This window comes from Paraburkholderia sabiae, from assembly GCF_030412785.1.
In the GTDB taxonomy this organism is placed as follows: Bacteria; Pseudomonadota; Gammaproteobacteria; order Burkholderiales; family Burkholderiaceae; genus Paraburkholderia; species Paraburkholderia sabiae.
In genome coordinates this window covers 197,061-221,122 of the sequence record NZ_CP125298.1, presented here as the reverse complement: position 1 = coordinate 221,122, position 24,062 = coordinate 197,061, and the positions used below count along the sequence as shown (strand labels likewise).

Here is a 24,062-nt window from a genome sequence, read left to right as displayed (position 1 = left end):
AAACAAATGTCCGCTGTATTCAAAAACGTCATTCGCGACCATAAGCTGTCGCACAAGCTGATTCCTGTGTTCAACGTCGCGCCCGATCTCGAGCTCGCGTGTTCGCGGGTAGCCGACTTTGTCGGTGAGCGCTTCCTCGGAGACAAGGGTCCGCTCGCAGCCGAAATGATCGAATCGGCACTGAGCAGCTTCAAGAGGGCGAAGCGCACAGGTGATCAGCACGTCGCATTCATGCAGGGACTGTTCGAACCCGCCAAGTCGCTTTACGCGCGCCGCTACGTCGCGCGTCGGGGCGAAAAGCTGAGCGTCTGGTGTCCGATGCTGGAGTCGATCCCCGGTTTTGAGGAGCGGCATCCGAACTGCGAATTTGAGATGGTTGATGAACGGTGCCCGGAACACATCACGGAGCGCACCGCAGCATTCCAACTGGCGTCACGCGTGCTGCAAGGCGAAGCGTTCCGTCGATACTTTGAGGAATACGATGTCGCTCACCGCTACGATCATAGCGAAGTTGTCGCGGGTTGATGTCGACATGGCGCGGCGTGCGCTTGATACCGCCAGCGCCTTCGACGAGCCCGACGCCACGCCGCCCGAGCAGTTCACGTGGGGCGCGGGCGCGCGCTGTTACGCGCTTGCATCGATCTGTATAAATCGCCCGCAGCTTTTCTGGGGTGGCCTGCTGGCAACGGCCGCAATCCCCGTTTTACTCATCGTGAAGCTTCTGCACCATGGCTAGCCGATTTGGTTCGCATATCAGAGTCTGGTTCCTGCTGGTCCCTGTGCTCGCGATCGCTGCGATGCCGGCGATCCCTGACCGCAAACTCTTCGAGATCCCTGACGCAGAAACGGAGTCGCTTGTCGCGTCGGTCGGGCAGGATAGGGCGGACGCCGCCATCCGGTCTGCGAACGACCTGTTCCGTCGCTCGTTCGTCGACAATGGCATCGTGCACCGCACGCTCACCGCGTCCGGCAATGTTGGTGCGCTGAACGACGGTGGATTTTCCAGCTTCGCCCACACGTGGACGGAAAATTTCTGGTTGTTGGCTTACCGGATGATATTCCGCGCGATGGTCATGAAGATGTGGATCGTCGGCACACTGCTGTTCGCGTTCGGCATGTTTATAGACGGAGCGGCGCGACGCAAGATCAAGGCTTCCGCCGCCGGTTTCGTCAGCCCGCTGTCTTTCCACCTGGCAGGTCATGGCCTGCTACTTGTAACAGGTACGCTGTTTGGCGTTCTCGTCGCGCCGGTTCCCGTGCTGGCCGGTTACTGGCTCGCGGTCGCCGCGCTTCTTGGCGCACTGCTCTGGAAGGCCGCAGAGTCATTCCAGTCATCCCGATAGAAGGGACGCTGTAATCTGATCCCCGGAAAGGCATGTAAATTTCCGGGGCTTTTCTCAGAAGTGGCCTTAACGCGTTATAACGCGGACGCCGCAGCCCGCTGTTCTCCCGACCACATCTCCCGCGATTCGCCCAACCGCACCTGTCGCTTGAGGGGGATCGACGCGCCTTCAGGCGATTGACACGTGGCGGGGTTGGGGTCCTGTCCAATCGCGGAAAGAACTTCGAAATAATGCCTGTTTCGGGCGCCCCTGCTTTCTTGCCGTCGCAACAATGACATTGTTGGGACACGTCTCTCGTGTGCCCGATTAACCAACGAAATGGAGAGGCACAAATGAGCGCTGTGGCAGAAACCGATCTGGAAAAAACGCTGGCTGTGAATTCCGCAGTTCCGTCCGACGCGCACGCAAGCGCGGATGTCGAAGGCCAAGCCGACGTCGAGCTGGAACTTAACCAGATGGAAGCCGACGCCGACCGCCTGCACAAGGAAGGCGTTATTTCCAGCGATGAGGCGAACCTCAAGCTCGCGGAGGTTGCGAAGACGCGCAAGCTGTTTCGTGATCTGCCAGCGAGCGATCGCATTGCAATCATCAAGCGCCGGCGTGAGATCGGCCGCCAGTTGATGGAGCGTCAACTCTCCGGCGCCGCGGTGGTGCCGGCCCACGTCCGTCTGAATCACACGCGTCTGAAGCCGTTGTTTGAACAATGGTGGCCGTACCTGAATCGCATGAGCGTCAACATGCAGCGCTTTGGCGATTCGACCTTCGGCGTGGAAGACAAAAAGTCCGTGAACAAGTTTTTCGACAAGCAGATCGACGCCATCGAGGCGCACGTCGAGGAAGTGACGCGCGTCACGGAAGGCTACCGTCAGCAGAAAGAGGCCGAGCTTCGCCAGGCTGGCGAATTTGTTTTCGAGCCGTCGATCCCGATGCCCGCGCTCGATATGCAGGTGGAGGTGTATTCGCGCTTTTCGATGCGCGTGCTGACGGCCATCACGAAGTTTGACCACGCGATGGATCACTTCGACTTCATGGTCTGGAACGGCATTCGGGACCAGTCGGATGTGGACGACGAAACGGTGCGCTTTCTGAAGAAGGTCAATCCGCTGGGCGTGCGCGGTTACATGACGCACCTGCGCCTGATGACGACGGTTCGCGGCCTTTAAGGAGGGCGGCATGCTGGACGAATTGAACCCCCAGCAGCGGGAAGTCGCCCAGTTGCGCCAGAACTGCGTGGCGATTGCCTGCCCCGGCGCGGGCAAGACAAAGACGATCGCCATGAAAGCCGCGCTCCTGCTGCAGGAGAATGCGTCAATGGTCGGAGCGGTGACCTTTTCCAAGGACGCCGCCATCGAACTGCGAGAGCGGATTCTTGCGGTCGCTGGAAAGGCCGTGAAGAAGCGCCTGATCGCGGGCACGTTTCACTCTCTCGCCTACAAGCAACTTCAGCGGCCCGGAGCCCGTCCGCTCGATATCGCGAGCGACGGCGACCGACTCGGTCTGCTGATTCGGGTGATGCAGGATCTCGGTTTGGACGGGAAGGCAGAAGACGTCATCCCAACGATCGAAAAGATCAAGACCAATTTCGGCCAGTGCGACTCGAAAAGTGCAGACGGGCAGCTTTATCACGCCTATCAGGAAGCGCTCGCGCGAAACGGCAAGATCGATTTTCAGGACATGCTCCGGCTCGCGGTCGAGGGCATGCAAAACGGCACCATACTGCCTTACCCCTTCACCTATCTGCTCGTCGACGAGTTCCAGGACACCGATCCGCTGCAATACCGCTGGATCGAGCTTCATGCGAAAGCGGGATCGATCGTCACGGTCGTTGGCGATGACGACCAGAGTATCTACGCGTTCCGCGAGGCGCTCGGCTACCGGGGCATGGAATCGTTCATCAAGGAGTTTGACGCGAAACCTGTCGTCCTCGGGAGCAACTATAGGTGCCGCTCCGAGATTCTGGCCGCCGCAGACCGTGTCATCCGCAACAATGTCGACCGGATCTCGAAAGTACTGCGCGCGGAGAAGGGACCCGGCGGCAGCGTGCTCGCGTCAAGGCATGCGGACGAGTATGTGGAGGCGACGTCAGCCGTTGAGGCGCTCGCGCCGTTGCTCGCCAAGGGCAAAAGCTGCGCGATCCTTGCGCGCACCAACCGTATTCTCGACCCGCTGGAAGCCGTCTGTCGCTCGCACGGCGTGAAGTACTACCGCGCGTCGGGCGCGTCCGTCCTGAGCCGCCCTGAGGGCGCGCTGATGTGCAATCTGCTTGAGATCGTCGAGCGCGTGAAGGAAACCGGCCTGGACGCCGTGCTCGCCCACATGGGCTTGAGTGCCGAGCAGCTGCGCTCGTTGCATGCAAGCATGGGAGCCGAACTGATCCAGAAGCCGCGCGCGGAACTGGTTGAGCTTGGCTTGCCGGAAGAAGTAGCAACCAATTACCGCGAATTCATGAAACGGCTTGCCGAGTGGCGCGGACTGTGCGACCGCAAGTTTTACTCGTTGGTGCTGGAAGGCGTGAACGAGTGGATGCTGAAGTATGCCAGGAAGGAAAGTGCGATTCGCACGATTCAGGCGACCTACGACGTCCTGACGCGGCTTACGGGCACGCTTGCAGACCGGCTGCTGTTCCTTCGACAGAACAACAATGAGCCGACGCCCGGCGCGCTCATCCTGACAACCATGCATAGCTCGAAAGGCCTCGAATGGGATCACGTGTGGATTGCGCGATCAGAGGAGAGCGTCGTGCCTGATGCCAAGTCAACGGAGCCGGAGGAGCGTCGCCTGTTCTATGTGGCCATGACGCGCGCGAGGGAGACGCTGATGATTTCCGGCACTTCGAAGAACTTCGCGTCGCGGTTTGTGACGGAAGCGCAGGTTGAGGCACTCCAGCAGGCCGCCTAGCGGTCGCGTCGCGCCTGCCCGAAGAAAGGGAGCCACCGTTTGGTTGGCTCTCTTTTTCATTTGGCGAGCCACAAAAGAAAAAGCCCGCACTCGGAGGGCTGAATCCATGTCGGAGGAGACACAGAGGAAACGGGTTAAGGATAAACCCTGATTCGATGTATTGCACGACAGGCGTTCCGGAAATTAGAGCATCTCGTGATGCAGGCTGACTTTCAGCTGGTAATGCGGGTCGCTCAACGGAACGTCGACCGTCTTGCCGTCGGCGACGTCGACTGCAATGTCCGATTGAGAGTATCCGCTGACATCTAGGACCTCCGAGACGCAGTCGGCAGTTCCGATCTCGTGCTTGCCCGTGAGCTCGGTGTCCATCGCGGAGATCATGAGATTCGCCTTATCGCCGTCGAACGTTACAGGTGTGACTGCCAGCGACCGGCCGACGAATGCAGTCTTGACGCGACGGTCGATCTGAATCGCCGTCCGGGTGCATTGCAGGTATCCGACCTGTTGGCCGCGTTGCTTGAAAACGGGTTGGGGTGGCATGCCGTCGCCGCTCAGGGTATGGCGGGCGCCGTCGATCAACTTTCCGTCCTTGTACCACGAGACGTCCAGCACCTCGATAGTCGTCGCAGCATGCGCGCCGGCAATCATTGCGCCGGCGACCGTGGTCGCGAAAAGGGTCTTGCGAAGGATGTTCATGGTCATCTTTGGTCAACGATGTGGAGGGCGATCCGCTCGGCAGCTTCAGTCAACTGCGTCGCGCTCTGTTCGGGTTTAATGTCGGGATGGTTCATCAGTTCTGCGCGCTCCCGTGCTCCGTGTCTGGCAAAAAATTTCCGTGGGAGCGAGAAGCGGTTGCGGTGGGGCGTGCCGTCGGGCATTGCATCACGGTTTACGAAGCGACCATCGCTAACCATGCAAAAGCAAAGGCCTTCGAACGCCGCTTCCTGTGCGGCGGATTCCCAGTCTCGCGCGGGAAAGGCAGGTCCGGAGGCCATGGATTTGACGGTCGAGGGATCAGGCCTTAACGCGTGCGAACTCGGTCACGTTCGATTCCGGTCGCTCCGTCGCCGATGGTGTCTCGACCTGCTGACCTTGGGCAGGCGCCGAAACTTCCGGCATCTGTTCGCCTGCCAGGCTGATGGGTTCCGCCTCGATAGTCAGCATGCGCGGCACGCGCTTGAGCGCGCCGTTGAGCGCGGCATTCGGTCCGAGCCGGATCGTGCCGCAGTACAGGATGTCGCCTGTCACCTGACCGTTGATCTCCAGCGAGCCGCGTGCATGTACGTTGCCGTCGACACGGCCATCGATACGGACGTGCTCCCCCTGCGCCGTACCCTTGACGAGGCCACCGCTGCCCACGTGCAGCAGACCTTGCGTCGAGACGATGCCGCCATCGAGCAGACCGAAACAACTGACGCCATGGTCAACAATCATATCGCCCGTGATCGTGCAGCCGGGCGAGATAAGGGTGATGTTGAGTTCCGTTTTCATGTCAGAGGGCGTCCTAGAACATTTGCACTTCAGCGGAGCCAGCGCGGTTCGCGGCTGCGGGCTTGGGTGCAGTGGTCGTTTCCGTGTCAGCAGCCTCGGGGCGCGGACGTGAGATATGCCGGTGTACCGGGTGCGTGGGTTTATCAGTTACAGCGGGTTGCGTTGCGATCGCGGGAGCCTGTGGGGCTACGGCGGCCGGCGGCGTCTGTTTCGTCTCGGCCTTTGCGCGCTCAGGCGCGGGAGCCGCCGGCGCCGGGGCCGCGACTGTTGCGGCTGCCTGTTGCTGCTGCGAAGTGGCGCTTGTTGAAGCAGCGGAAGCGGGCGAGTCGCGCCGGGTCGATTCCCGATGGATCGGGGATGCCGCGGCCCGTTGCGCTTCGGTGGTCATTGCCGGTGCGGCGGAAGGACCGGCGTTGCGAGGCGTTGTCTTCAGCGAATTCCTGAACTGATCCGCCGTGAGGCCCAGCGAACCTGCCGACGCGAAATCGCTTGCGCTCAGCGTCGGCGCTGCACTAACGGGATGCGCGGGCGTCGCGTCGATATCAGCAAAAGCGGGCGCTGGCTTCGCCTCGGCGGCGGGCGTCTTCGACGCTGTCTGTTTTTCAGGCTGAGCCACAACGGCGGGATCGTGGTGGTTGGCGCGGTAAGTGGTGTAGAGCGATGCCGCGCCCATACCTGCCATGCCGAGAACTGCGGCCGCAGCCACGGCGATGGCTGCGCCGCGCGCAAGCGGACCCGCCTTTGCCCATTTCGCGCGCGCGAAGTGCTCTGGCGCTTGCCCGATTCGCGCGAGCGGAGATTGGCGCGCTCCTTCCGAGAAGTCGCCCGGTGCGGGCAGCGCGGCGATCTGCCGGGGAAGGTCGATCACCATCGAGTCGGGCGCGAACTGCGCATGCAGACGCTGGATTTCTCGAATGTCCATTAAAGAGCCTCTTCTCGTTGTCTGGATACAGCCTGACACGCGCCATGCAATGTCAAGCCGACGCGGCGCCCCGCTTAATGGGCCTCAGTTGCGTCGGGCAGGAGAACGCCTTCGGGCGCGTAGCGATCGTTATCCGGGATGCATAGGAAGGGAATCTGCTTGATCCGTGCTTCCGCGCTATCGAGCGCAGCTTTCCTCTCATGCATCATCAAAGTGCGCGCTACGAGCGCTTCCATTGTCTTGAGGAAGAGGTGGTCGTAGATCGTCAGCAGACGCACGAGGCGACCCGACATCGGATGCTTGATTTCAAGTGTCACCGTTTCGGGGTCCAGGCGGACGTTTCTGCCGTGCATGCGATTCGCCCAGCCCAGGGCCTTGCGGAAGAACGCCTCGGCGGTGCGGAACTCGGCTTCAAGCGCGACAAGCTTGCCGCCGCGCGCGATCGTCATTTTTGCGGCGCAGAAGTTGTAGTCCGACCTGACAAATTCCCGCGCGAATGCCGAGTAATAGTGCAACTCGGTTTTGGCCAGCGTCTCGGGATTGATACGGGCGAGTCGATCATCGCTCGTGAGGCGCTTGATGGGACGAAGCCCTGTCGAGCCGTGCTCTGAGGGCGCGGGGGGAATGAGTCGTTCTGGATCAGCCCCTTCGGGCTTTTCCGTGTCGAAGCCAGACATAACTGTTCTCGGAAGTATGTGTTCTCTCACACACATTCTCATCGAATCAGGTGTTGTCAAGCTCGCGAAAAGCTATATGAAATTTGTGAGCTTTAGCGCGCACGCGAGGGCAAATTGCCCTGACACTTCAATCCATACCCCGCGTCTCTGACGCATCGACCTCGACTCCAAGCCTGGAGTCCATCTACTTTCTCCAAGTCGTGCTCCTGAGCATGCTCCGACCGGATAGCTCCCGGCGTGGAAATCTCCTTGTGATGAGTCTGCCAGCTACTGACTCCCCTATTTCAGCTGTGATACTCGTACCTGGCCTGCATTCATTTGCGCCGGTACATCGTTCGAACCCGGGTTTTCGGGTGTTCTCTCTCCAGAGCCTGATCTGGGTAGAACGATCGAAGTTGGCTGATCCGTGATTCCTGCGGCGGAATGTATTTTCCGAAAAGGGCTGTTGCGCGGCGTGACCATGCCGCGCGAGGACGACTTTACGTCCTCTGACAGAGCGCTCCGGTTTCCGGGCGCTCCCTGCTCGCCACGTCCCCAGAAGGGACGTGGCGCGTAGGTCTCATCTATCCTGATTCCACGAAGCTCGCTCCTCCCCGGAGCGGGCTTTTTTTTCGTCCATCGGTTCCGATGGGCTTTCTCAACTGGAGGTGTTTATGTTGTTACCCGACCGCCTCGATCAACGCATCGCCGAGGCCATCAAGCATCAGTTGGCCGACGAGCGTGGCGTTTCCGACACCACGTCAGAAGCCTGGCGCTCCCGCTGTGAGGCCGCGACGGTTGCGATGTTCAGCGACGCCGAGCGCTCCGTCTTTATCCATCGTGTCAGCGAACGTCGAGGCAGCGCTGCGGCGCACGAGATCGAATCTCACGCCGAAACGCTGCGGACGAACGCCATCTTTTTTCTCGCAATGAAACCATCATGAATGCAGTCGTCCAGATGTTCGACAACGCGCCTCGCAGTCTGGTCGAAGAGCGCGCAATCCGACCGCCGATCATTGGCAAGATCCGGCCCGGTATCAAGGTTCTTACACGAAACGCGCAGGGCAATCCGGCTGCCGTGAAGCTGTACGACGAAATGGTGGCCGCCGGCGACTCGTACGAGACGATCGGAAAGGTGATCGAATCGAAGCTGAATCTTCGCAACGCGCTGATTCCGAGAAACGTCGCGCATTTCACCTGCAGACGGTCGGACTTCTCGAATCCTGACACCGCCGATGAAATTCTGAAGCTCTACGGAGAGGATCGTGGCGACGGCCTCAAGCTGCACCGCTTCCCGGTGATGTTCGCCTTCGACGACTGGCTGCGTAATGTGCCTAATCAGATGGCGGCCTATACGACGACAGGACGGCAGTATTTCTCGGAGTATGGCCGTGACGGCAAGCGCTACTGCAAGACGTATGCACCGGTCGAGCGCGATGAGCGTGCGAAGCGGGCGCGGCGGACTTTCGGTGGTCGTCTTGTCATCCAGCGTCAGGATGACGACATCCCCGACGGAATCTGCGATCCGCACGAGTGTCCGCAGTATCAGGAGCGCAAGTGCAATCTGAGCGCGAACTTCGTGTTCGCGATCCCCGACGTGAAAGGCCTTGGGCTGATCGAACTTCCAACGAATTCGATTTACGTCCTGCAGAAAGCGTATTCCGCCATGCAGACCGTCTCGCTCGCGCGAGGCAGGCTGACCGGCACGCGCTTCTGGCTGTCGAAGAAGGAGTTCGACATCACGCGGATCGACGACAACGGGCAGCCGGTGCGTCAGAAGCAGATGCTAACCGTGCTCGATGCGGATATCGATCTCGGGGCATTGCTGGATGCAGGCGATGAGCCGCAGCCAGCGCTCGAGGCGGCGAGCCGTGCAGTTGCCCTGATCGAAGGCGGTGGCAATGTCGAGGTCCTGTCGCAGGCCATGACAGAGGCAGGCTCTGGGACCATTGCGCAGATGCAGGGCGAAACGGTCGGCGCAAGCACCGCAGGTGCCGACGGTGGTGGCGAGCCCGAAGAGGGCGAGTCGCTTGAAGACAAGCGTCACCGCATGTCCGATCTGCTTAACCGCCTGGGGCTCAGCCAGCCGGATCGCCAGCAGGATTTCCGCCGCTTCGCGCACGTCAGATTCGGGCGCGGCTGGGCGGAAAGACCGGCAGACGTTGATCAGATGAACGCACGCCTCACGGCAGCGCTCGACGATCGCGCTGCGCTTGATGACGAGATCTTGCAGGCAAAGACCTACGTCTAACCTTGGACCGGCCCCTTCGGGGCTGGTCGTTCCTTTCTTCACCTTCGCGTAACGAGAACCCTTCAGCAAGCGGCACTTGCTCAAGCGTTTTCGACCGCGCATCCCTGCGCATCGAATTCTTCCGCCTGACGGCGGATCATTTTCCTGTCTTGATGGAGTATCAACGTTATGTCGAACGATCTGAGCGCCCTTACGGGTCTGCAGGAGATGCGTTGCGGTGGCTGTGGTGGAGACCTGTTCAAGGTCTTCACTGCGGATCGAACGCAGCGGATCGTTGTCCAATGTCAGCAGTGCATGAGCACCTCGTTTATCGAACCCGTGCCTGCGAAGCTGCAGATCAATTGGGGAGAGGGTGACGGCTGCATCACAGTCTTCTAGGAGCATTCAGCGATGCGCAAGGTAGACAACTTCACGCTATTTTTCGGCGCTGATGACGCGCTGAGCAACTGGCATCCGTGCCGGTTCAGCTATCACGGCGTGGACTTCACCTCGGTAGAACAGTTCATGATGTTTTCCAAAGCCAAGCTGTTTGGCGATGACAATGCAGCGGCAGAAATTCTCGCGGCGCGTCATCCCAAAGATCAGAAGGCGATCGGACGGGGCGTGAAAGGATTCGACCTTGCGACGTGGCAAGGCAAGCGCGAGTCGATCGTCTATGTCGGGTGCCGGGAGAAGTTTGCCCAGAACCCGGGATTGCGCTCGCTGCTTCTGGCGACGGCATCGACCGAACTCGTCGAAGCCAGTCCATACGACCGCATCTGGGGCGTGGGACTGGGCGAGCGCGACCCGCTGATTCTCGACAAGGCGAACTGGCGTGGCGCGAACCTGCTCGGCATCACGCTGATGAAGGTGCGCGAAACCCTGTCCCACTGACTTTTTCAACTGTGCGCTACCTGGCGCACCATCCATTGAGGCTGCCCACGGGCGGCCTTTTTCTTTTTCAGGAGGCGACGTGAAAATCGCTCATTTTTCTGACCTGCATTACTCGCCGGAAAACCTCGATGAGGCAGACCGATGCTTTACCCACGCAGCACAGGATGCGATGAACCGTTGCATGGATGTCGCCGTTATCTCGGGTGACTCGACAGACCATCGGCTTGATGCTCACGCGCCGGCGCTTAACAGGCTGGCATGGAATATCAACCATCTCAGTCTCTCGATGCCAGTGCTGATGCTTCAGGGCACGTTCTCGCACGAGCCGCCAGGCACCTTGCGTAACTTCGCGCTGATGAGTCAGAAGCACCGCGTTTTCATCGCCGAACGCGTGCAACAGGTGAGCCTTTTCGAAGGGAATTTCTTCGCTTCGGCAGGACCGGTGTTCAACGAAGAGGAGTTGCGTAGCGTTTTGACACTCGGCGCAGATGTCGTCTTCACCTGTCTTCCCACGGTCAACAAAGGGCAACTGGCGCCCGCTGTCGGTGCCACGGATGCGGCAACCGGTCTGGAGGCAGTGCTGGGTGACTATCTGGCTGCCGCTGGACGGATCAATCAACGCCTTTCGGCGGCGGGCATCCGCACTGTCGGGGTGTCGCACGGCACGGTCAACGGTTGTACGACTGAGCATGGCGTGACGATGGCGGGATTCGATCACGAGTTCTCGCTCGGCGCGCTGTTTGACGCCAGATGTGACGCGTTTCTGCTCGGACACATTCATAAGGCGCAGCAGTGGGAACGCGGTGGCCAGCTGGTCGGCTACGCCGGATCGATCGGACGCTTTCATTACGGCGAGGAAGGCGACAAGGGATATCTGATGTGGGACGTTGAGGTGGGTGACGCGAGAGCGGAACTCATTCCGACGCCTTCACGACAGACAATCTGTGTGGACTTCGATGGTACGCCGGACATGGAGAAGCTTGCGGCGATTGCTGCGGATGCGAGCGACAAGTTCGTTCGTGTTCGTTGGCAGGTCGACGAAGAGCATCGTCAGTCGGTTGATCGTGATGCGATCGAAGCCCTGTTCGCGCAGGCGGCCGGATTGAAGGTCGAAGCGCGAATACTGCCGGTGGTGCGCTCGCGTTCGCAGGGAATCAGTCTCGAAACGACCGTAGATCGAAAGATTGAACGTTGGGCCGAACACGCGAACGTGGACGCAGCGCCGTTGGTCGAGCGGTATCAACTTCTTGAATCAGGCTTCGTGGAAGCGATCGCAGCTGCCGTCCTTGCAAGTCTCGAGGCGGAGCCAGAAGTTGATACGTTGGCTGATGCCGCAATGCCTGTCGCGACGGTCGAGGTTGGAACCGGCACGCAGACATCGTGGCTCGACGGCGATCTGTTCGCAGCGTAACTCGCTGCCGCTGAACGGGAGAGGCCAGTAAGGCTCTCCGGTTCTCGAACACAGCGTTGTTCCGATAGCTCACGCAGCTATCGAAACAAGGTTCACCGCGTCATAGACGCATCGACGTAGTTGTTGCTAGACCTTTCTGAGCGGTTCAATTCATTTACCCTGGCGAGGAGCGATCCCTACCGGGCGCACTCCGTCAAATCATTAACGGAGTGAAACCATGTTTGGCCTTTACCCTGCCGGTTCCGAATGGGTCCGCACTTTCGCGATGGACGATCAGGACATGCGCGATATTCAACGGTCGCTGGTCGATCACGCAGGCTTTACCGCTGCGATTTTTCATCAACCCTTCGGACGGCAACGCGGAGCCGTCATGGCGCAGTCTGGCCAGATCCTCGTGCTGTCGGAAACAACTCATGCTGCGCGGCAGATTGCCGTAACGCCGACTGTTCAGATGCAACACCTTCTCTGGTCATACCGGGAAGGTTACGCAAAGCAGTGGTCGTCGATGGAGATCCGAAGCCTGACCGGCTATCGCGATTGGGACGGGTTGCTGACTCGCGCGCGACGCGAATTCAGCCGCGTATGCGACAAGGTTGCCGCTGCAATCGAAGGAACGCTTCAGGCACCGGCCACGACGGCGGTGGTTACCGGCGATCCGATGCGGGAGCCGTTTCGAAACGATGACGATGATGCGTTCTACGCACAGATGGCCGCGATCTCAGAGCAGGAGGCTGGATCATGCGCCCTCTGAAACTGACGCTGGAAGGCTTCTATGGGGTTCGCGATGGCATGAAGCGCGAAAGCATCACCCTTGACCTCGAAGCGCTGCCCAAAGGTCTCATTGCTCTCGTCGGACCCAATGGAGCGGGGAAGACGACCATCATCGACAATCTGCATCCTTATCCGATCATGCCTTCTCACGCGTCGACGCTGTCGGTGGATGCGTTCTCGTACTGGGATCACATTTGTGGCACCAGCGCGCTGAAGGAGCTGGAATGGGAGCATGACGGCATCCGGTACCGCTCGACATTCACATTCCGCAAACCAGGCAAGACCGGGAAGGCGGAGTACTACCTCGCATGGTATGGGTCTGACGGCACATGGCGACCGGTCACGCTGCCTGACGGCACCGTGTCGGATGGAAAGGCGGCGACGTACAACCGCTGTGTCGAAGCCATTAACGGCTCGCTGGAGACGTTCTTTACCAGTGTCTTTTCCGCGCAGAACCGGCGACCGCTTGCGTCTTATGGCGCCGGCGAGATCAAGACGTTGCTGGCAGAGATGCTCGGCATCGAACACCTTAAGACGCTGTCGGCGAAAGCGGGCGACGTTGCGAGGATTCTGGGTCGTGCTCTCGACGAGATCCAATCGGAACTCGTCGCGCTCGCTGGAAAGCGTCAGCGCAAGTCGGAACTGGATCGCTCGGTACTGGCCCAGGGCGATGCTCTGCGCGAGGCCCGATCGCAACGTGACGCAATGCTTGAGGAAGCTGCGAAGCTGACTCAGGAACGCGCGACGTTCGCAGCGAAGGCGAGTGAGTCGGCCACGTCTGAAGCACGGCTTCGTGAGTTGGCCGTGCGTGGTGGAGAGCTGGTACGGACCTTGAAGGCTATGTCTGACGACGAGCAGGCTGCATCAGTTCGAAGTCAGCAACGTGTCACTGCCATCAACCGGACCATCGCGACGCATCAGGCGACATTAGCACGCAAGGAAGCGATTCTTGGTGCGGCGGCGAAACGTGACGAGGTGCAACTGTTGATCGGCCGCGAGGAGGCAAAGCTGGAGCCTCTACAGCGCTTGATTGCGGAGCGTGAGGCAAAGCAGGTATCACACGCTACGCTCAATGCTGCGCTGTCGGGAATGATGACGGAAGGCCAGACGAAAGCCGCTCACCTGGAAACGTTGAACCGGCAAGCCGCCGTTGTCGATCAGGTTCCCTGTGTCGGCCACGCAATGCATGCAGCCTGTCCGTTGCTCACGCAGGCGTTACAGGCGCGATCGCAGGCAGACTTGCAACGCGTGTCAGTGTCCGAACTTCGCACGAAATATCGCGAGAAGAAGGCGCAGGCGGATGAGCTTGCACCTGTCGTTGCCGAACTTGCCGCGAAGCGGGGCGAGTTGACTGCTGTCACGAACGCCTTAAGCGCGGCGCGCAAGACCATGCAGGCTGCAACCGAACTCGCTGCGAGCAAGCCGCTTCTCGATGCAGCTGTATCTGGACTGGAGACTGCGAATGCGGAACTCAGGACGGTTGCTGAAGAGAGTACTGCGCGTGCCGCCCGATTCGAGTCCGAAAAGGCTCGCGTGACGACGGAGATGACCAGAATCCACGAGGAATCGAAGCAGCTTGCAGCCGTCGACGTGACGGCTGCAATTGCAGAGACCGAACGGAAGCTGGTCGCAAACCGCGAGGCTGTTGCAGCACAAGACGGGAGGATCGAAGCATCGATCCGCTCTCAGACGGTTCTACAGGCTGAATCGAATGGTCTGGACGTTGAGCTTGCCCGCTTCTCGGCTACGCAACTGCGTGCGGATCGTCTGTCCGACGAGATCGCACAGTGGAAGCTGCTGGCAAAAGGGCTGGGTAACGACGGCGTAATTGCCCTGACCATCGACGACGCGGGACCCGCATTGACCGATACCGTCAACAGGCTGTTGCTGGCCTGTTATGGGATGCGGTTCACGGTGGAGATCCGCACGCAGCGCGCGCTGGCCAGTGGCGAAATGCGCGAGGGCTTTGAAATCCTCGTGCATGACGCTGAAGCCGACAGCACCAAGTCGGTGTCGGTGATGTCGGGAGGCCAGAAGGTCTGGATCAACGAGTGTCTGACGCGTGGTATCGCGTTGTACCTTGCCCAGAACACCGGGCAACCGTACCAGACGCTTTTCAGCGATGAGTCGGACGGTCCGCTCGACCCGCAACGCAAGATGCAGTTCATGCGGATGAAGCGCGAGGTGCTTCGACAGGGCGGGTATCAGCGGGAGTTCTTCATCTCGCAGACACCTGACCTTGTCGGGGAGGCTGATGCACTTATCGACGTCGAGGCGCTAGCAGCCTGAACGTTTTTTCTTTCAACCCTGTGGGGAACGCCCCCACAGGGGCGTTTTCTCGCCGATTTATCAACGAGGAACGCCATGTCTTTGATCCGTAGTTTCAACGTCCGTGCCGAAGCGGCAACGCTCTCGGTTCGTCCTTGCAATCCGCGCGTCGGCACCAATCACACCTATGTCCTGAACGGCACGCTCCTGCGTGACGTCCTGATCGACGGTAGGTGGGTCACGGTGCATGCGAGCGATCCCACTGAATCACGTTCCGCGTAAGCGGGGCCCTTCAATCTTTGAGCGACAACCATGCAAAACCTCATTTTTCTGCTGTTAGCGGCTGGCAGTTCGTCGTTGTGTGCCTGTACGAATCAACCGCAGGCGCACGCGACGGGCGCGCGGTCCGTGATCGTGGTTCAGAGGCCCAAAGGTGAGCCTGGAGACTTCACGCTCTGTCCTGACGGCAGGGTGCTCGTCTTCCCGGCGAGTCATCCGAAGTCCTTTTCCTGATAGCTGTTTGCGAAAGCTCCGACGACCAATTTTCAGGCGTCGGGGCTTCGCTTTTTTACCCTTGCGGGAAAGCGATCCCGCGAGGGTCGCTCCGCATCCCTTTTTGTGGAGCATCTATGTTCTAAGCAGCCATTGTTGGTTTTTCCCCCGAGAAGTTCGACACCGAAGCCGCGGCGATGCAGTACGTCGCAGGGCAGCCGACGTGTCCGAACGAAGTGCGCCCGTGGGTGCGCAAGGTCAACCGGTTGGCGGGAGAGAAACATTTCCTCGTGATCGCAGGTCGACCGACGCCGGATCCGGAGCTGCCGATATGAGCGCAACGAAAGAGCCGAGTTGGCTGGCGTCTTACGCGAGCGGTCAGAAGCAGGGTTGGGCACAGGCTGTCATGGCCTACGCCGACTACTACTGCGTCGACGGGAGCGCTGACGATGAGCCGGACGACATCGAAGAACGCCTGATCATGCACCGCGCGCCCATGGTTGGGTACGCGAGCCGGACGGGCACGCGTCGCAACCTCGAGGCGCTGGCGGTAGCTGGATGGCGCCTCCTGGTGTCTGCCAAGGGCGAGCATCGTACGGAAGGGATGCGTTATGCGATCGACAACGGCGCATGGACGGCATACCAGCGCGGTGAACCGTTCGATGAACCTGCCTTTCTGGATGTCGTGGAGAAGCTCGGGGAGCGCGCCGACTGGATCGTTTTGCCCGACATCGTTCAGGGTGGGTTGGCGTCGCTCGATTTTTCATTGCGTTGGAAGGAGCGTCTGTCAGGCATTCCTGCCCAGCTGCTCCTCGCGGTACAGAACGGGATGCAACTCGACGATGTCGCACCGTATCTGTCGCCCGTAGTCGGGATCTTCATCGGCGGATCGACGGAGTGGAAGGAGGAGACGGCGGAGGCGTGGGGCTTGCTTGCACGCAGGCGCAACTGTCACCTTCATGTTGGACGCGTTAATTCGGCACGTCGCATTCACATCTGTGCTGCCGCCGGAGCGAACAGTTTCGACGGCAGCGGGCCGAGCCGCTATGCGAAGGCATTGCCCCGGCTTGATCGCGCAACACGCCAGCCTGACCTTTTTGCAGCTGCAAGTCAGTCTCTGGAAGACGCTCGGTCGGCAAGTCTGAATATGACCTTGTAAATCATTCATTTTCTAACCCTTTCGGGAGCGTCCCGAAAGGGCGCTCCTTTCTTCAATGGAGCATCACATGGAACATGACATTTTTACCCTGATGGAAGCTGCGATTGAATCGATGCAGTCGTACATCGAGCAGGGGTATGTTTTGGCAACGGGACTAAGCGGCGGGAAAGACAGTACGTGCGCGATGGTCCTGATGCTCGAGGCAGTCAGACGGGCGAAATCCAGGAGCCCGGACGTAAGGCACTACGTCATCTCTGCGGACACGACGATCGACAACCCAACGACATCGAATTTCCTGCATTCGTTGCTGGAAGAGGTGACGTTGTTCGTCGAAGAGACGGGTTTGCCCGTTGAGGTGCATGTCACGCAGCCGTCGCTCGCGTCGCAGTTTGTCGTGCAAACGATAGGGCGAGGCACACTTGTCAGGACGCCGGAGAACGGTGTCCGAAACGGGAAGCGCGTACGCGCCTGTGCAGATTCGTACAAGGTACGTCCAATCGGAAGGCTCCGCACTCTCCTTGAGCAGAAGGCGAACGCCGCCGGCGTGCGTGAAACGATCTCCGTGATTGGCAATCGCCTCGACGAAAGCCAGTCCAGGGGGCGGGCAATGATTGAGAGAGATGAGAAGGCTGATATGGCGACTCGCCAGGCCTCGGGAACGTTGACGCTCTCTCCGTTGCGAGACTGGACGGTGGACAATGTATGGACGATGCTGGCGTGTCTCGCGGAACCGGCGAGTATGCCGTTTCCGAGCCCGTTGTCGTCGTCGACGGTCACGAGGCTCTCCGATATCTATCGGGCGGGTAACGGCGGTGTCTGCGGCGTCGTGATGGGTGAGAGTGGGACGCGAGCGGCGTGTGGGTCGCGTTTCGGCTGCGTTTTCTGCGGCATGGTGAGCAATGACAGATCGCTCGAAAACATGATGCAGGAAGAAGAGTATGCGCATCTCAAGCCACTGAACGACTTTCGAAACTACCTTCTTGCCGTTCAGTGGGACATGTCGCGGCGGGAGCTGGTCGGCCGAACGCTGAGTGACGCTGGATATACGCGGATTCAGGCCGATACCTACAATTTTTCCGAGAGGGTCAATATGCTAAAAATGATCCTTAGTATCGACGCGAACGAGCGAGATCGGGCGGAAGCGCATTCTGCGGATATGGCGTCGGGGCTTATTCCCGACAACGAAGAGAACCGCGAACTGTGTGATCCGCAATTCGAGTTCGTGACGCCACAGCAGCTCGTGGCCATTGATTTCTTCCTGTCGAAGCACCACTACGCACCGCACGCTTTCCCTGCGCTTGCTGTGTGGCACGACGTGAACGTCCTTGGACGGCGATACCCTGTTCCTCCGTTGGAAGCAAAACCGAAAGCGGAGATCGTGCTGCACGGCTGGTACCCGGTCGGACAGTATGATCGCGACGCGCCTGCACTCGGGCTTCGCGATTTCGATGCGGAGCAATGGAACGGCTACTTGCATCCTGAACGGCCGGGCCGTTATGCCAGAACGACGGGCGGGGAGCAAACGGTCTACTTCGAAGAGGCCTCGCAGTTTGAGGTCGACGCGGAAGCTGCGTGTGTATTTGTGACGTGCTCGTACGATACAGCGTTCATGCTCGACAACCAGAATCGCGAAGCGATCGAATCAGCGCGGTTCTGGCTGAACGAAGGCTTCGTGAAGCTGCCGGTCGGCATGGCTCAGCGGTATCAGGACATGGCGAAGCGAGGACAATATTTTGCGCGCCTCGCACAGCGCAGAAACCTGACACCTGCGGAACTGGATGCCCATCTTGTCGCTTGTGGTATCAGCGACGGTGAGCATCAGGTACTGCTGTGTCGCGAAGGTCCGCAGCTTGATCTGTTTGCAGAAGCCGCGTAACCGGCCAGCGTTTTTCGAGATCCCCGGGGCTAGAGGCATCGGGGATTTTTTTATTTGAGGAAACGGAAATGCAGGATCAGCGACGAGGTGGGCATTTAGAACAAGCTGCTCTGATCATCGATCGCCGGCTCCGTGCGCCGCTTGCGCGGAGGCAAAGGGTAGGGTTCGGCGTGCATCATCTCGGTTGGATACAGGTTCAAAAAGGACTGTGCGTCCTCGCTTGAGCTGCAGGTCAACCATTCCTCGTAGCGGTCCGGTGGCACGATCACGACCGATCGCTTCTCGGCACCGGGTTTGTGAAAGCGCTTCATCAACGGGTGGTCATCCGCGTTGACGGTCAACATCGTGAACGAAAACGACCGACCGCCATCTGCCTCATTCCAGCTTTTCCAGAGTCCCGCGATCGCGAGCGGGCCGCCGTCGGCCATACCGATGCGCCAACGTTCCGATCTCTCCGGATCTTTTTCATAACTTGGCTCATAGAACCATTGGCACGGTATCAGGCAGAGCTGCATAGAGCGCCACGGTCCGACAAAGCTCGGCTTGACGTCGAGCGAATCGTCGCGCGCATTCATCGTATCGAAAGGCTTGGTGTTCGGCTTCATCTTACGACGCGGAATCAAGGCGAAGGTCGCCGGATCAGTCGCAAAGTGATCCTCCTCACGCCGGAAGATCGGCGCAATGTAGTTGTCCTTGAAGATCTCGTGCTGGTACTCAAACGTCGGAGGCGAAAACAAACTGAACGCCTCGAAACGATCGTACTCGTTGGTTTGATAGCTTGTGCACATCGAGCGGACCCTGCTAGTAGTGAACTGCACACCCTGATAGTAGCGCGGAAGGGCGGCGGCCCGCGCGAGCGCGTCGAGCAGGTATCTGTCATGCTTGTCCTTGGGAGTCATCCTTGGAGAACCGCCATGCAAGACTTCGATGCAGAACGCTGGGGCGGCCTCTACCCAGATGGCGACTTCTACGGTCACCCAGACACGATGCTGGCCGACCTCCTGCCCGAGCCGCTGCCAGTGAATTCGCGCGGGCATACTCCTATCGACGACTTCGAGCACTTCTGCAACTACAGCGGCCTTTCGGTGCAGCGCGCGGGACCGATCGGCTTCGCTTACGCAAAGCTCGCCTACTGCACCGCCTGGCTCGACCGTCTTGAGCGCGAGGCGGCATTTGGACGCAACTGACCTGATGCACTCGACGCTGCGGAAACGTCCATTTTCCGATCGAGACTGGCTCTACGAATGGAAATTAGACGGTTTTCGCTGCCTCGTGCGCAAGTCGCGCGAGCGGGGCGTCGACCTCATCAGCCGCGAAGGAAATCTCTTCAACGTCTCGTTCCCCGAGGTCATCGAGGCGGTCGCGGCAGTGCCGGGTGATTTCGTATGGGATGCCGAGCTTGCCGTGGGCGCCGCTCGCGGGAGCGAGTCATTCGCGAGCTTGCAGCAGCGCGCGAGGACAACATCGCTCCGCAGCGTGCCGGCCGCCGCGCGCCGCTGCCCTGCAAGGCTCTATGTTTTCGACATGATGATCGCGGATGGCGTGGATCAGCGTGCACTGCCGTTAGCCGACCGCAAGTCTTGCCTGCGCGACGCTTTCGACGACACGCCCACGCTCGTCTATGTGCCAGACGTCGAAGGCGTTGGCGAGCTGGTGTTTGAACAAGTGCTGCTCCATGACTTCGAGGGGATGGTCGCAAAGCGAAAGGCGTCGCCGTATACGCGCGGTCGCTCACTGAACTGGATCAAGGTCAAGAACGCACAATACAGCCGCCCAGAAGCACTCGGATTTGGTCGGAAAAAACCCGAGTGATTCATACGGCGTTCGATGCGTACCGGAGGCCCGCGCAGTACGCGCTTATGGCATATATGAATGCCGCAAATCAACGGGCTCGCCAAATCCGTGGGCCGACGAGTGGCGTCACACGCCAGAACTCGCCGTCGCGCGAAGCCGTCGCATACGGGGTACGACAGGCGCCGAGCTTGACCAGAGTGGACCCGCTGGTACTCGTGTACTTGAAGCCCATCGTCACCAGAGCCTCGGTGCAAAAACGGCGGCGAAGGGTAGCGTAGATCTTGGGTTGTCGGCGGCGCATCAGTGTTGTCTTCCTTTCTTGCTCGTTAAGGTTGAGGACAACACCGTTGTACAGTAGACCCGGTCTTCGTCAAGCAGCTTCCGAGCCTCCATAGGTAGCCGAAGATAACCTCTTTAGTGGACCTGTCGCCATGCCTTCTCGATTGCCCCGAAGACAATCGGAACGAAGTCATGTCCCTCAAAGGAAGCAGGGCGATCGTCATTGGGGTAAGAGAGGGCGGCTGGCGCACAGATCATCTGCAGCAGCCGCGTGCTGAACCGTCCGCCTGCGCGGACTTCTGACAGGACCTCCTCCTCAATCTCGTGCATCAGCTTCCACGTCAAGATGCCTTTTCCACGATGCCGGGCGACGACATTCGGCACGACTGCATCGACAGCAGCTTGCGCATCAAACAGCACGTTGTAGTGTTCCATTGCTCTTTCCTTTACCTTGGATTCAGTGAAAATTCCGGCTCGCCGTCGGCAGTTCGCCGAGGAGGTGCGAGACGTCGACGAGCCGTTGTGCGACGAGATGCTTCACGTCGCCCTGACGCTGCCACACACCATAAACGGCAAGCAATGACGAGCCGAGCGCTTCGCGCCGCTGCCGTTCAAGCACCGACTGCCAGACGATCACGTTCACAGATCCCGTCTCGTCCTCGAGCGTCATGAACATGACGCCGTTCGCCGTGCCGGGGCGCTGACGTACCGTGACGATTCCGCAGGCCCGTGCGAGCTGTCCGTCACGGTAGCGCATCAGCGTTTCGGCGGACATCAGGCGCATCGTCAGTAGCTTCTTGCGCAGCAGGGCGAGCGGATGTCGGCCGAGCGTCAGACCCGTCGAACGGTAGTCGGCGATCAGGTTCTGTCCTTCGGTTGGCGCGACCAGGTTGGGTGCCTCTTCCTCGCGCGCTGTCGCGCGCAACAGATCTTTTTCCGGGACAGCGGCGACGGCTGCCCACAGTGCCTGCCGCCGGTCGCCCGCGAGCGGCTTTAGTGCGTTGGCGGCCGCGAGCACCTGCAAGTCATGGCGATCGAGTTGCGCCCGGTTCGCGAGGTCGGCAACATCGCGGAACAGCTTCACCGCGCGCGCTGCCTCGATACGCTGCGCGGTCTCCTCACGCATGCCGCGAACTACGGACATTCCAAGTCGCACTGGCGCCATACTTCCGTCGCCTTCCATCGTTGAATCCCAGTCGCTCACTGTCACGTCGACGGGCAGCACACCAACGCCATGACGCTTGGCATCCTGGACGAGTTGCGATGGCGAGTAGAAGCCCATTGGCTGGCTATTGAGCATCGCGCACAGGAACGCTGCTGGCTCGTGGCGCTTGAGCCAGCAGCTTGCGTAGACGAGCAGTGCGAAGCTTGCAGCGTGGCTCTCAGGGAAGCCGTATTCGCCGAAGCCCTGGATCTGCGCGAAGATCGATTCGGCAAACTCGCGGTCGTAGCCGCGCTGGAGCATCCCTTCAACGATGCGGTCATGGTAGTGCTGCAGGCCGCCCTTGCGCTTCCAGGCGGCCATCGCGCGGCGCAACTGGTCCGCTTCGCCCGCGCTAAACCCCGCCGCGAGCATCGCAACCTGCATAACCTGCTCCTGAAAGATAGGCACGCCAAGCGTGCGCTTGAGCGCCTGCTCGACCTCCGCACTCGGATAGCTGACGGGTTCCAGTCCCTGCCGACGGCGAAGATACGGATGGACCATGCCGCCCTGAACCGGGCCCGGCCGCACGATCGCGACTTCGATCACGAGATCGTAGAATTCGCGTGGCCTCAGGCGCGGCAGCATGCTCATCTGTGCACGAGACTCGATCTGGAACACGCCGACGGTATCAGCCGCACAGATCATGTCGTAGGTCGCCTCGTCCTCGGCGGGGATGTCCTGCATTTCGAATGGCTCGCCGCGCTGCTGCGAAACCAGTTCGAGCGTGCGGCGGATCGCCGACAGCATGCCGAGCGCAAGCACGTCGATTTTGAGAAGGCCGAGCGCTTCCAGATCGTCCTTGTCCCACTGGATCACGGTGCGATCCGGCATCGACGCGTTTTCGAGGGGCACGAGCCGCGAGAGCTTGCCGCGAGCGATTACGAAGCCTCCTACGTGCTGGGACAGGTGGCGCGGAAAGCCGAGTAGCGTCGCCGCGAGCGTTGCCCACTGCTGGATGATCGGCGTCTCGGAGTCCAGCCCGCTATCAACGAAGCGACGCATAAGATCGGCGCTCGAATCAAACCAGTGATGCTCTTTCGCGACCCGATCAACGATCAAAGGATCAATGCCGAGCGCCTTGCCGGAGTCGCGGATCGCCGAACGTGGCCGGTAGGTTGTGACGGCAGCCGCCAGCGCCGCGCGTGTGCGCGTGTACTTCCCGTAGATGTACTGGATCACTTCTTCGCGCCGCTGGTGCTCGAAGTCGGTGTCGATATCGGGCACGTCCCCCGCAGCCGCCCGTTCCCTTGAGATGAACCGTTCAAACAACAGATTGCCCCGCGCGGGGTCCACCTCCGTGATACCGAGGCAGTAGCAGATTGCGGAGTTTGCCGCCGAACCGCGCCCCTGACACAGGATGCCTTCGTTGCGCGCGAAACGGACAATGTCGTACACCGTCAGGAAGTACGGCTCATACTTCAGGTCCGCGATCAGCGACAGTTCGTGCTCGATCTGCGTCTGCACGATGTGCGGGATGCCGCGGGGATAGCGGCGGTGTGCGCCCAGATAGGTCTCGCGCCGCAGGTACGCGGTCGGCGTGGTACCGGGCGGCACGAGTTCGTCGGGATACTCGTAACGAAGCTCGTCGAGCACGAACGTGCAGCGCGACGCGATGTTCAACGTCTGCGCGAGCGAGTCCGCCTGATAGACGTTGGCCAGCCGCAACCGCGAGCGCAGATGCTGTTCGGCGTTTGGTGTCAGTTCGAATCCGCATTCGGTCACGGGCCGGTTCAGGCGAATCGCCGTCAGTGTGTCCTGCAGCGGCTTGCGCGAGCGCACATGCATCAGCACCTGGCCGGTAGCCACTGCGCTCAGTCCGTGCCGTTCGGCGACGTCGTAGACGGTATTGCGATGCAGATCATCGAGCGCGCGGGCGTGCAGGGTCAGTCCCATCCAGCAGCGATCGGTGCCGAACGTTTGTGCCGCCCATTGCGCCTGTGCGTCCAGTCGCGCATCCTTCGCGGGAAATTCGGGCGTCAGGATGATCAGGCAATCAGGTAGCGCGCGTAGATGCGTGTAAGGCGGATCAGGATGATCGAGGTCGTGCGGATAGACGACATACGTGCCCTTGGCCGTGCGCGTGCGCGCAAGCGTGATGAGTTCTGAGAGGTTGCCGTAGCCGTCGCGATTCTGGGCGATCGCCGTGAAGGCGAGGGCAGGCGAGCCATCGGCGTTCGTGACGCGAAAATGCGCGCCGACCAGCAGTTTGATGCCCGCAAGCGAGCACTCGTCGGTGATTGCAATGGCCTCGTACCCAAGCTGCGCCGCGCGCGCGGCCAGTTCCTCGGCATGCGAAGCGCCGTGCAGGAACGTGAAGTTGGACGCACACTGCAACTCGGCATAGCCGGGCAGGCCGAACGATGCAGGCACCATG

At 60.2% G+C, this 24,062-nt stretch carries 25 protein-coding genes; 17 read left to right on the top strand and 8 right to left on the bottom strand.

The features are described from left to right. Positions 1-6: 6 nt before the first annotated feature. The 5 genes from QEN71_RS43715 to QEN71_RS43695 all read left to right on the top strand — a co-directional run bounded on the left by QEN71_RS43715 (position 7) and on the right by QEN71_RS43695 (position 4,241). Positions 7-525 carry a hypothetical protein gene (locus QEN71_RS43715; RefSeq protein WP_201657756.1) on the top strand — a complete coding sequence of 173 codons (519 nt, stop codon included), beginning with the start codon at positions 7-9 and terminating at the stop codon, positions 523-525. Beyond that, the gene (locus QEN71_RS43710; RefSeq protein ID WP_233472053.1) at positions 482-736 is read left to right on the top strand and encodes a hypothetical protein; all 255 of its coding nucleotides are present in this window, start codon (positions 482-484) and stop codon (positions 734-736) included. Before QEN71_RS43715 ends, QEN71_RS43710 begins: the two co-directional genes overlap by 44 nt. After that, positions 729-1,343 carry a DUF4400 domain-containing protein gene (locus tag QEN71_RS43705; protein WP_201657759.1) on the top strand — a complete coding sequence of 205 codons (615 nt, stop codon included), beginning with the start codon at positions 729-731 and terminating at the stop codon, positions 1,341-1,343. The genes QEN71_RS43710 and QEN71_RS43705 overlap by 8 nt, the downstream gene beginning before the upstream one ends. 332 nt (positions 1,344-1,675) lie before the next feature. Next, complete coding sequence (locus QEN71_RS43700; RefSeq protein ID WP_201657762.1) at positions 1,676-2,506, top strand: ATPase; 831 nt, start codon at positions 1,676-1,678, stop codon at positions 2,504-2,506. 10 nt (positions 2,507-2,516) lie between these two features. Then, positions 2,517-4,241 (top strand): ATP-dependent helicase, encoded by a 1,725-nt coding sequence (locus QEN71_RS43695; RefSeq protein WP_201657765.1) that lies wholly within the window; start codon positions 2,517-2,519, stop codon positions 4,239-4,241. A gap of 183 nt (positions 4,242-4,424) precedes the next feature. Here the strand turns inward: QEN71_RS43695 and QEN71_RS43690 are convergent, their stop codons facing one another. The 5 genes from QEN71_RS43690 to QEN71_RS43670 all read right to left on the bottom strand — a co-directional run bounded on the left by QEN71_RS43690 (position 4,425) and on the right by QEN71_RS43670 (position 7,331). Next, on the bottom strand, positions 4,425-4,943 hold the full coding sequence (locus QEN71_RS43690) for a hypothetical protein (protein WP_201657768.1): 519 nt from the start codon (positions 4,941-4,943) through the stop codon (positions 4,425-4,427). Then, positions 4,940-5,236 (bottom strand): hypothetical protein, encoded by a 297-nt coding sequence (locus QEN71_RS43685; protein WP_201657771.1) that lies wholly within the window; start codon positions 5,234-5,236, stop codon positions 4,940-4,942. Before QEN71_RS43685 ends, QEN71_RS43690 begins: the two co-directional genes overlap by 4 nt. A gap of 19 nt (positions 5,237-5,255) precedes the next feature. Next, positions 5,256-5,732 (bottom strand): bactofilin family protein, encoded by a 477-nt coding sequence (locus QEN71_RS43680; RefSeq protein ID WP_201657774.1) that lies wholly within the window; start codon positions 5,730-5,732, stop codon positions 5,256-5,258. A gap of 13 nt (positions 5,733-5,745) precedes the next feature. Then, positions 5,746-6,654 carry a hypothetical protein gene (locus tag QEN71_RS43675; RefSeq protein WP_201657777.1) on the bottom strand — a complete coding sequence of 303 codons (909 nt, stop codon included), beginning with the start codon at positions 6,652-6,654 and terminating at the stop codon, positions 5,746-5,748. A gap of 74 nt (positions 6,655-6,728) precedes the next feature. After that, on the bottom strand, positions 6,729-7,331 hold the full coding sequence (locus QEN71_RS43670) for a DUF1845 domain-containing protein (protein ID WP_201657779.1): 603 nt from the start codon (positions 7,329-7,331) through the stop codon (positions 6,729-6,731). 653 nt (positions 7,332-7,984) lie between these two features. On the opposite strand from QEN71_RS43670, the gene QEN71_RS43665 reads away from it, so the two are divergent. From QEN71_RS43665 to QEN71_RS43620, 10 genes are all read left to right on the top strand, one after another. After that, positions 7,985-8,254 (top strand): DUF7696 family protein, encoded by a 270-nt coding sequence (locus QEN71_RS43665; protein WP_377791639.1) that lies wholly within the window; start codon positions 7,985-7,987, stop codon positions 8,252-8,254. Next, positions 8,251-9,561: a recombination directionality factor gene (locus QEN71_RS43660; protein WP_201657782.1), complete on the top strand. Its 1,311-nt coding sequence runs from the start codon at positions 8,251-8,253 to the stop codon at positions 9,559-9,561. Before QEN71_RS43665 ends, QEN71_RS43660 begins: the two co-directional genes overlap by 4 nt. Positions 9,562-9,729: 168 nt before the next feature. Next, positions 9,730-9,939, top strand: coding sequence for a hypothetical protein (locus QEN71_RS43655; RefSeq protein ID WP_176112746.1), 210 nt, complete (start codon positions 9,730-9,732; stop codon positions 9,937-9,939). Positions 9,940-9,951: 12 nt separating this feature from the next. Further along, positions 9,952-10,434, top strand: a complete 483-nt coding sequence (locus QEN71_RS43650; RefSeq protein ID WP_201657785.1) for an NADAR family protein — start codon at positions 9,952-9,954, stop codon at positions 10,432-10,434. 79 nt (positions 10,435-10,513) lie between these two features. Continuing rightward, the gene (locus tag QEN71_RS43645) at positions 10,514-11,845 is read left to right on the top strand and encodes a metallophosphoesterase family protein (RefSeq protein ID WP_201657789.1); all 1,332 of its coding nucleotides are present in this window, start codon (positions 10,514-10,516) and stop codon (positions 11,843-11,845) included. Positions 11,846-12,062: 217 nt separating this feature from the next. Further along, a complete protein-coding gene (locus QEN71_RS43640; protein ID WP_201657792.1) occupies positions 12,063-12,596 on the top strand; it encodes a hypothetical protein in 534 nt (177 codons plus the stop codon). After that, the gene (locus QEN71_RS43635; protein WP_201657795.1) at positions 12,584-14,905 is read left to right on the top strand and encodes an SMC family ATPase; all 2,322 of its coding nucleotides are present in this window, start codon (positions 12,584-12,586) and stop codon (positions 14,903-14,905) included. Before QEN71_RS43640 ends, QEN71_RS43635 begins: the two co-directional genes overlap by 13 nt. 75 nt (positions 14,906-14,980) lie before the next feature. Next, positions 14,981-15,166 (top strand): hypothetical protein, encoded by a 186-nt coding sequence (locus tag QEN71_RS43630; RefSeq protein ID WP_201657798.1) that lies wholly within the window; start codon positions 14,981-14,983, stop codon positions 15,164-15,166. Positions 15,167-15,707: 541 nt separating this feature from the next. Next, positions 15,708-16,535, top strand: a complete 828-nt coding sequence (locus QEN71_RS43625) for a hypothetical protein (protein WP_201657801.1) — start codon at positions 15,708-15,710, stop codon at positions 16,533-16,535. A 67-nt stretch (positions 16,536-16,602) separates the two neighbouring features. Then, positions 16,603-18,411: a phosphoadenosine phosphosulfate reductase domain-containing protein gene (locus QEN71_RS43620; RefSeq protein ID WP_201657804.1), complete on the top strand. Its 1,809-nt coding sequence runs from the start codon at positions 16,603-16,605 to the stop codon at positions 18,409-18,411. 95 nt (positions 18,412-18,506) lie between these two features. Here QEN71_RS43620 and QEN71_RS43615 read toward each other — a convergent pair whose 3' ends face one another. Beyond that, the gene (locus QEN71_RS43615) at positions 18,507-19,310 is read right to left on the bottom strand and encodes an SOS response-associated peptidase (protein WP_233472054.1); all 804 of its coding nucleotides are present in this window, start codon (positions 19,308-19,310) and stop codon (positions 18,507-18,509) included. A gap of 15 nt (positions 19,311-19,325) precedes the next feature. Here QEN71_RS43615 and QEN71_RS43610 point away from each other — a divergent pair, with 15 nt between their 5' ends. Both QEN71_RS43610 and QEN71_RS43605 read left to right on the top strand, forming a co-directional pair. Continuing rightward, positions 19,326-19,598 (top strand): hypothetical protein, encoded by a 273-nt coding sequence (locus QEN71_RS43610; RefSeq protein WP_233472055.1) that lies wholly within the window; start codon positions 19,326-19,328, stop codon positions 19,596-19,598. Beyond that, positions 19,585-20,223: an ATP-dependent DNA ligase gene (locus tag QEN71_RS43605; protein ID WP_233472056.1), complete on the top strand. Its 639-nt coding sequence runs from the start codon at positions 19,585-19,587 to the stop codon at positions 20,221-20,223. The genes QEN71_RS43610 and QEN71_RS43605 overlap by 14 nt, the downstream gene beginning before the upstream one ends. Before the next feature lie 396 nt (positions 20,224-20,619). Here QEN71_RS43605 and QEN71_RS43600 read toward each other — a convergent pair whose 3' ends face one another. Beyond that, on the bottom strand, positions 20,620-20,919 hold the full coding sequence (locus QEN71_RS43600; protein ID WP_201657807.1) for a DUF2471 family protein: 300 nt from the start codon (positions 20,917-20,919) through the stop codon (positions 20,620-20,622). Positions 20,920-20,941: 22 nt separating this feature from the next. Continuing rightward, positions 20,942-24,061, bottom strand: coding sequence for an error-prone DNA polymerase (locus QEN71_RS43595; protein ID WP_201657810.1), 3,120 nt, complete (start codon positions 24,059-24,061; stop codon positions 20,942-20,944). Between the last annotated feature and the right edge of the window lies 1 nt (position 24,062).

Coding starts and splice junctions, on each gene's coding strand:
- QEN71_RS43715 (WP_201657756.1), top strand. CDS start 7: ATGTCCGCTGTATTCAAAAACGTCATTCGCGACCATAAGCTGTCGCAC.
- QEN71_RS43710 (WP_233472053.1), top strand. CDS start 482: ATGTCGCTCACCGCTACGATCATAGCGAAGTTGTCGCGGGTTGATGTC.
- QEN71_RS43705 (WP_201657759.1), top strand. CDS start 729: ATGGCTAGCCGATTTGGTTCGCATATCAGAGTCTGGTTCCTGCTGGTC.
- QEN71_RS43700 (WP_201657762.1), top strand. CDS start 1,676: ATGAGCGCTGTGGCAGAAACCGATCTGGAAAAAACGCTGGCTGTGAAT.
- QEN71_RS43695 (WP_201657765.1), top strand. CDS start 2,517: ATGCTGGACGAATTGAACCCCCAGCAGCGGGAAGTCGCCCAGTTGCGC.
- QEN71_RS43690 (WP_201657768.1), bottom strand. CDS start 4,943: ATGACCATGAACATCCTTCGCAAGACCCTTTTCGCGACCACGGTCGCC.
- QEN71_RS43685 (WP_201657771.1), bottom strand. CDS start 5,236: ATGGCCTCCGGACCTGCCTTTCCCGCGCGAGACTGGGAATCCGCCGCA.
- QEN71_RS43680 (WP_201657774.1), bottom strand. CDS start 5,732: ATGAAAACGGAACTCAACATCACCCTTATCTCGCCCGGCTGCACGATC.
- QEN71_RS43675 (WP_201657777.1), bottom strand. CDS start 6,654: ATGGACATTCGAGAAATCCAGCGTCTGCATGCGCAGTTCGCGCCCGAC.
- QEN71_RS43670 (WP_201657779.1), bottom strand. CDS start 7,331: ATGTCTGGCTTCGACACGGAAAAGCCCGAAGGGGCTGATCCAGAACGA.
- QEN71_RS43665 (WP_377791639.1), top strand. CDS start 7,985: ATGTTGTTACCCGACCGCCTCGATCAACGCATCGCCGAGGCCATCAAG.
- QEN71_RS43660 (WP_201657782.1), top strand. CDS start 8,251: ATGAATGCAGTCGTCCAGATGTTCGACAACGCGCCTCGCAGTCTGGTC.
- QEN71_RS43655 (WP_176112746.1), top strand. CDS start 9,730: ATGTCGAACGATCTGAGCGCCCTTACGGGTCTGCAGGAGATGCGTTGC.
- QEN71_RS43650 (WP_201657785.1), top strand. CDS start 9,952: ATGCGCAAGGTAGACAACTTCACGCTATTTTTCGGCGCTGATGACGCG.
- QEN71_RS43640 (WP_201657792.1), top strand. CDS start 12,063: ATGTTTGGCCTTTACCCTGCCGGTTCCGAATGGGTCCGCACTTTCGCG.
- QEN71_RS43635 (WP_201657795.1), top strand. CDS start 12,584: ATGCGCCCTCTGAAACTGACGCTGGAAGGCTTCTATGGGGTTCGCGAT.
- QEN71_RS43630 (WP_201657798.1), top strand. CDS start 14,981: ATGTCTTTGATCCGTAGTTTCAACGTCCGTGCCGAAGCGGCAACGCTC.
- QEN71_RS43625 (WP_201657801.1), top strand. CDS start 15,708: ATGAGCGCAACGAAAGAGCCGAGTTGGCTGGCGTCTTACGCGAGCGGT.
- QEN71_RS43620 (WP_201657804.1), top strand. CDS start 16,603: ATGGAACATGACATTTTTACCCTGATGGAAGCTGCGATTGAATCGATG.
- QEN71_RS43615 (WP_233472054.1), bottom strand. CDS start 19,310: ATGACTCCCAAGGACAAGCATGACAGATACCTGCTCGACGCGCTCGCG.
- QEN71_RS43610 (WP_233472055.1), top strand. CDS start 19,326: ATGCAAGACTTCGATGCAGAACGCTGGGGCGGCCTCTACCCAGATGGC.
- QEN71_RS43600 (WP_201657807.1), bottom strand. CDS start 20,919: ATGGAACACTACAACGTGCTGTTTGATGCGCAAGCTGCTGTCGATGCA.
- QEN71_RS43595 (WP_201657810.1), bottom strand. CDS start 24,061: ATGGTGCCTGCATCGTTCGGCCTGCCCGGCTATGCCGAGTTGCAGTGT.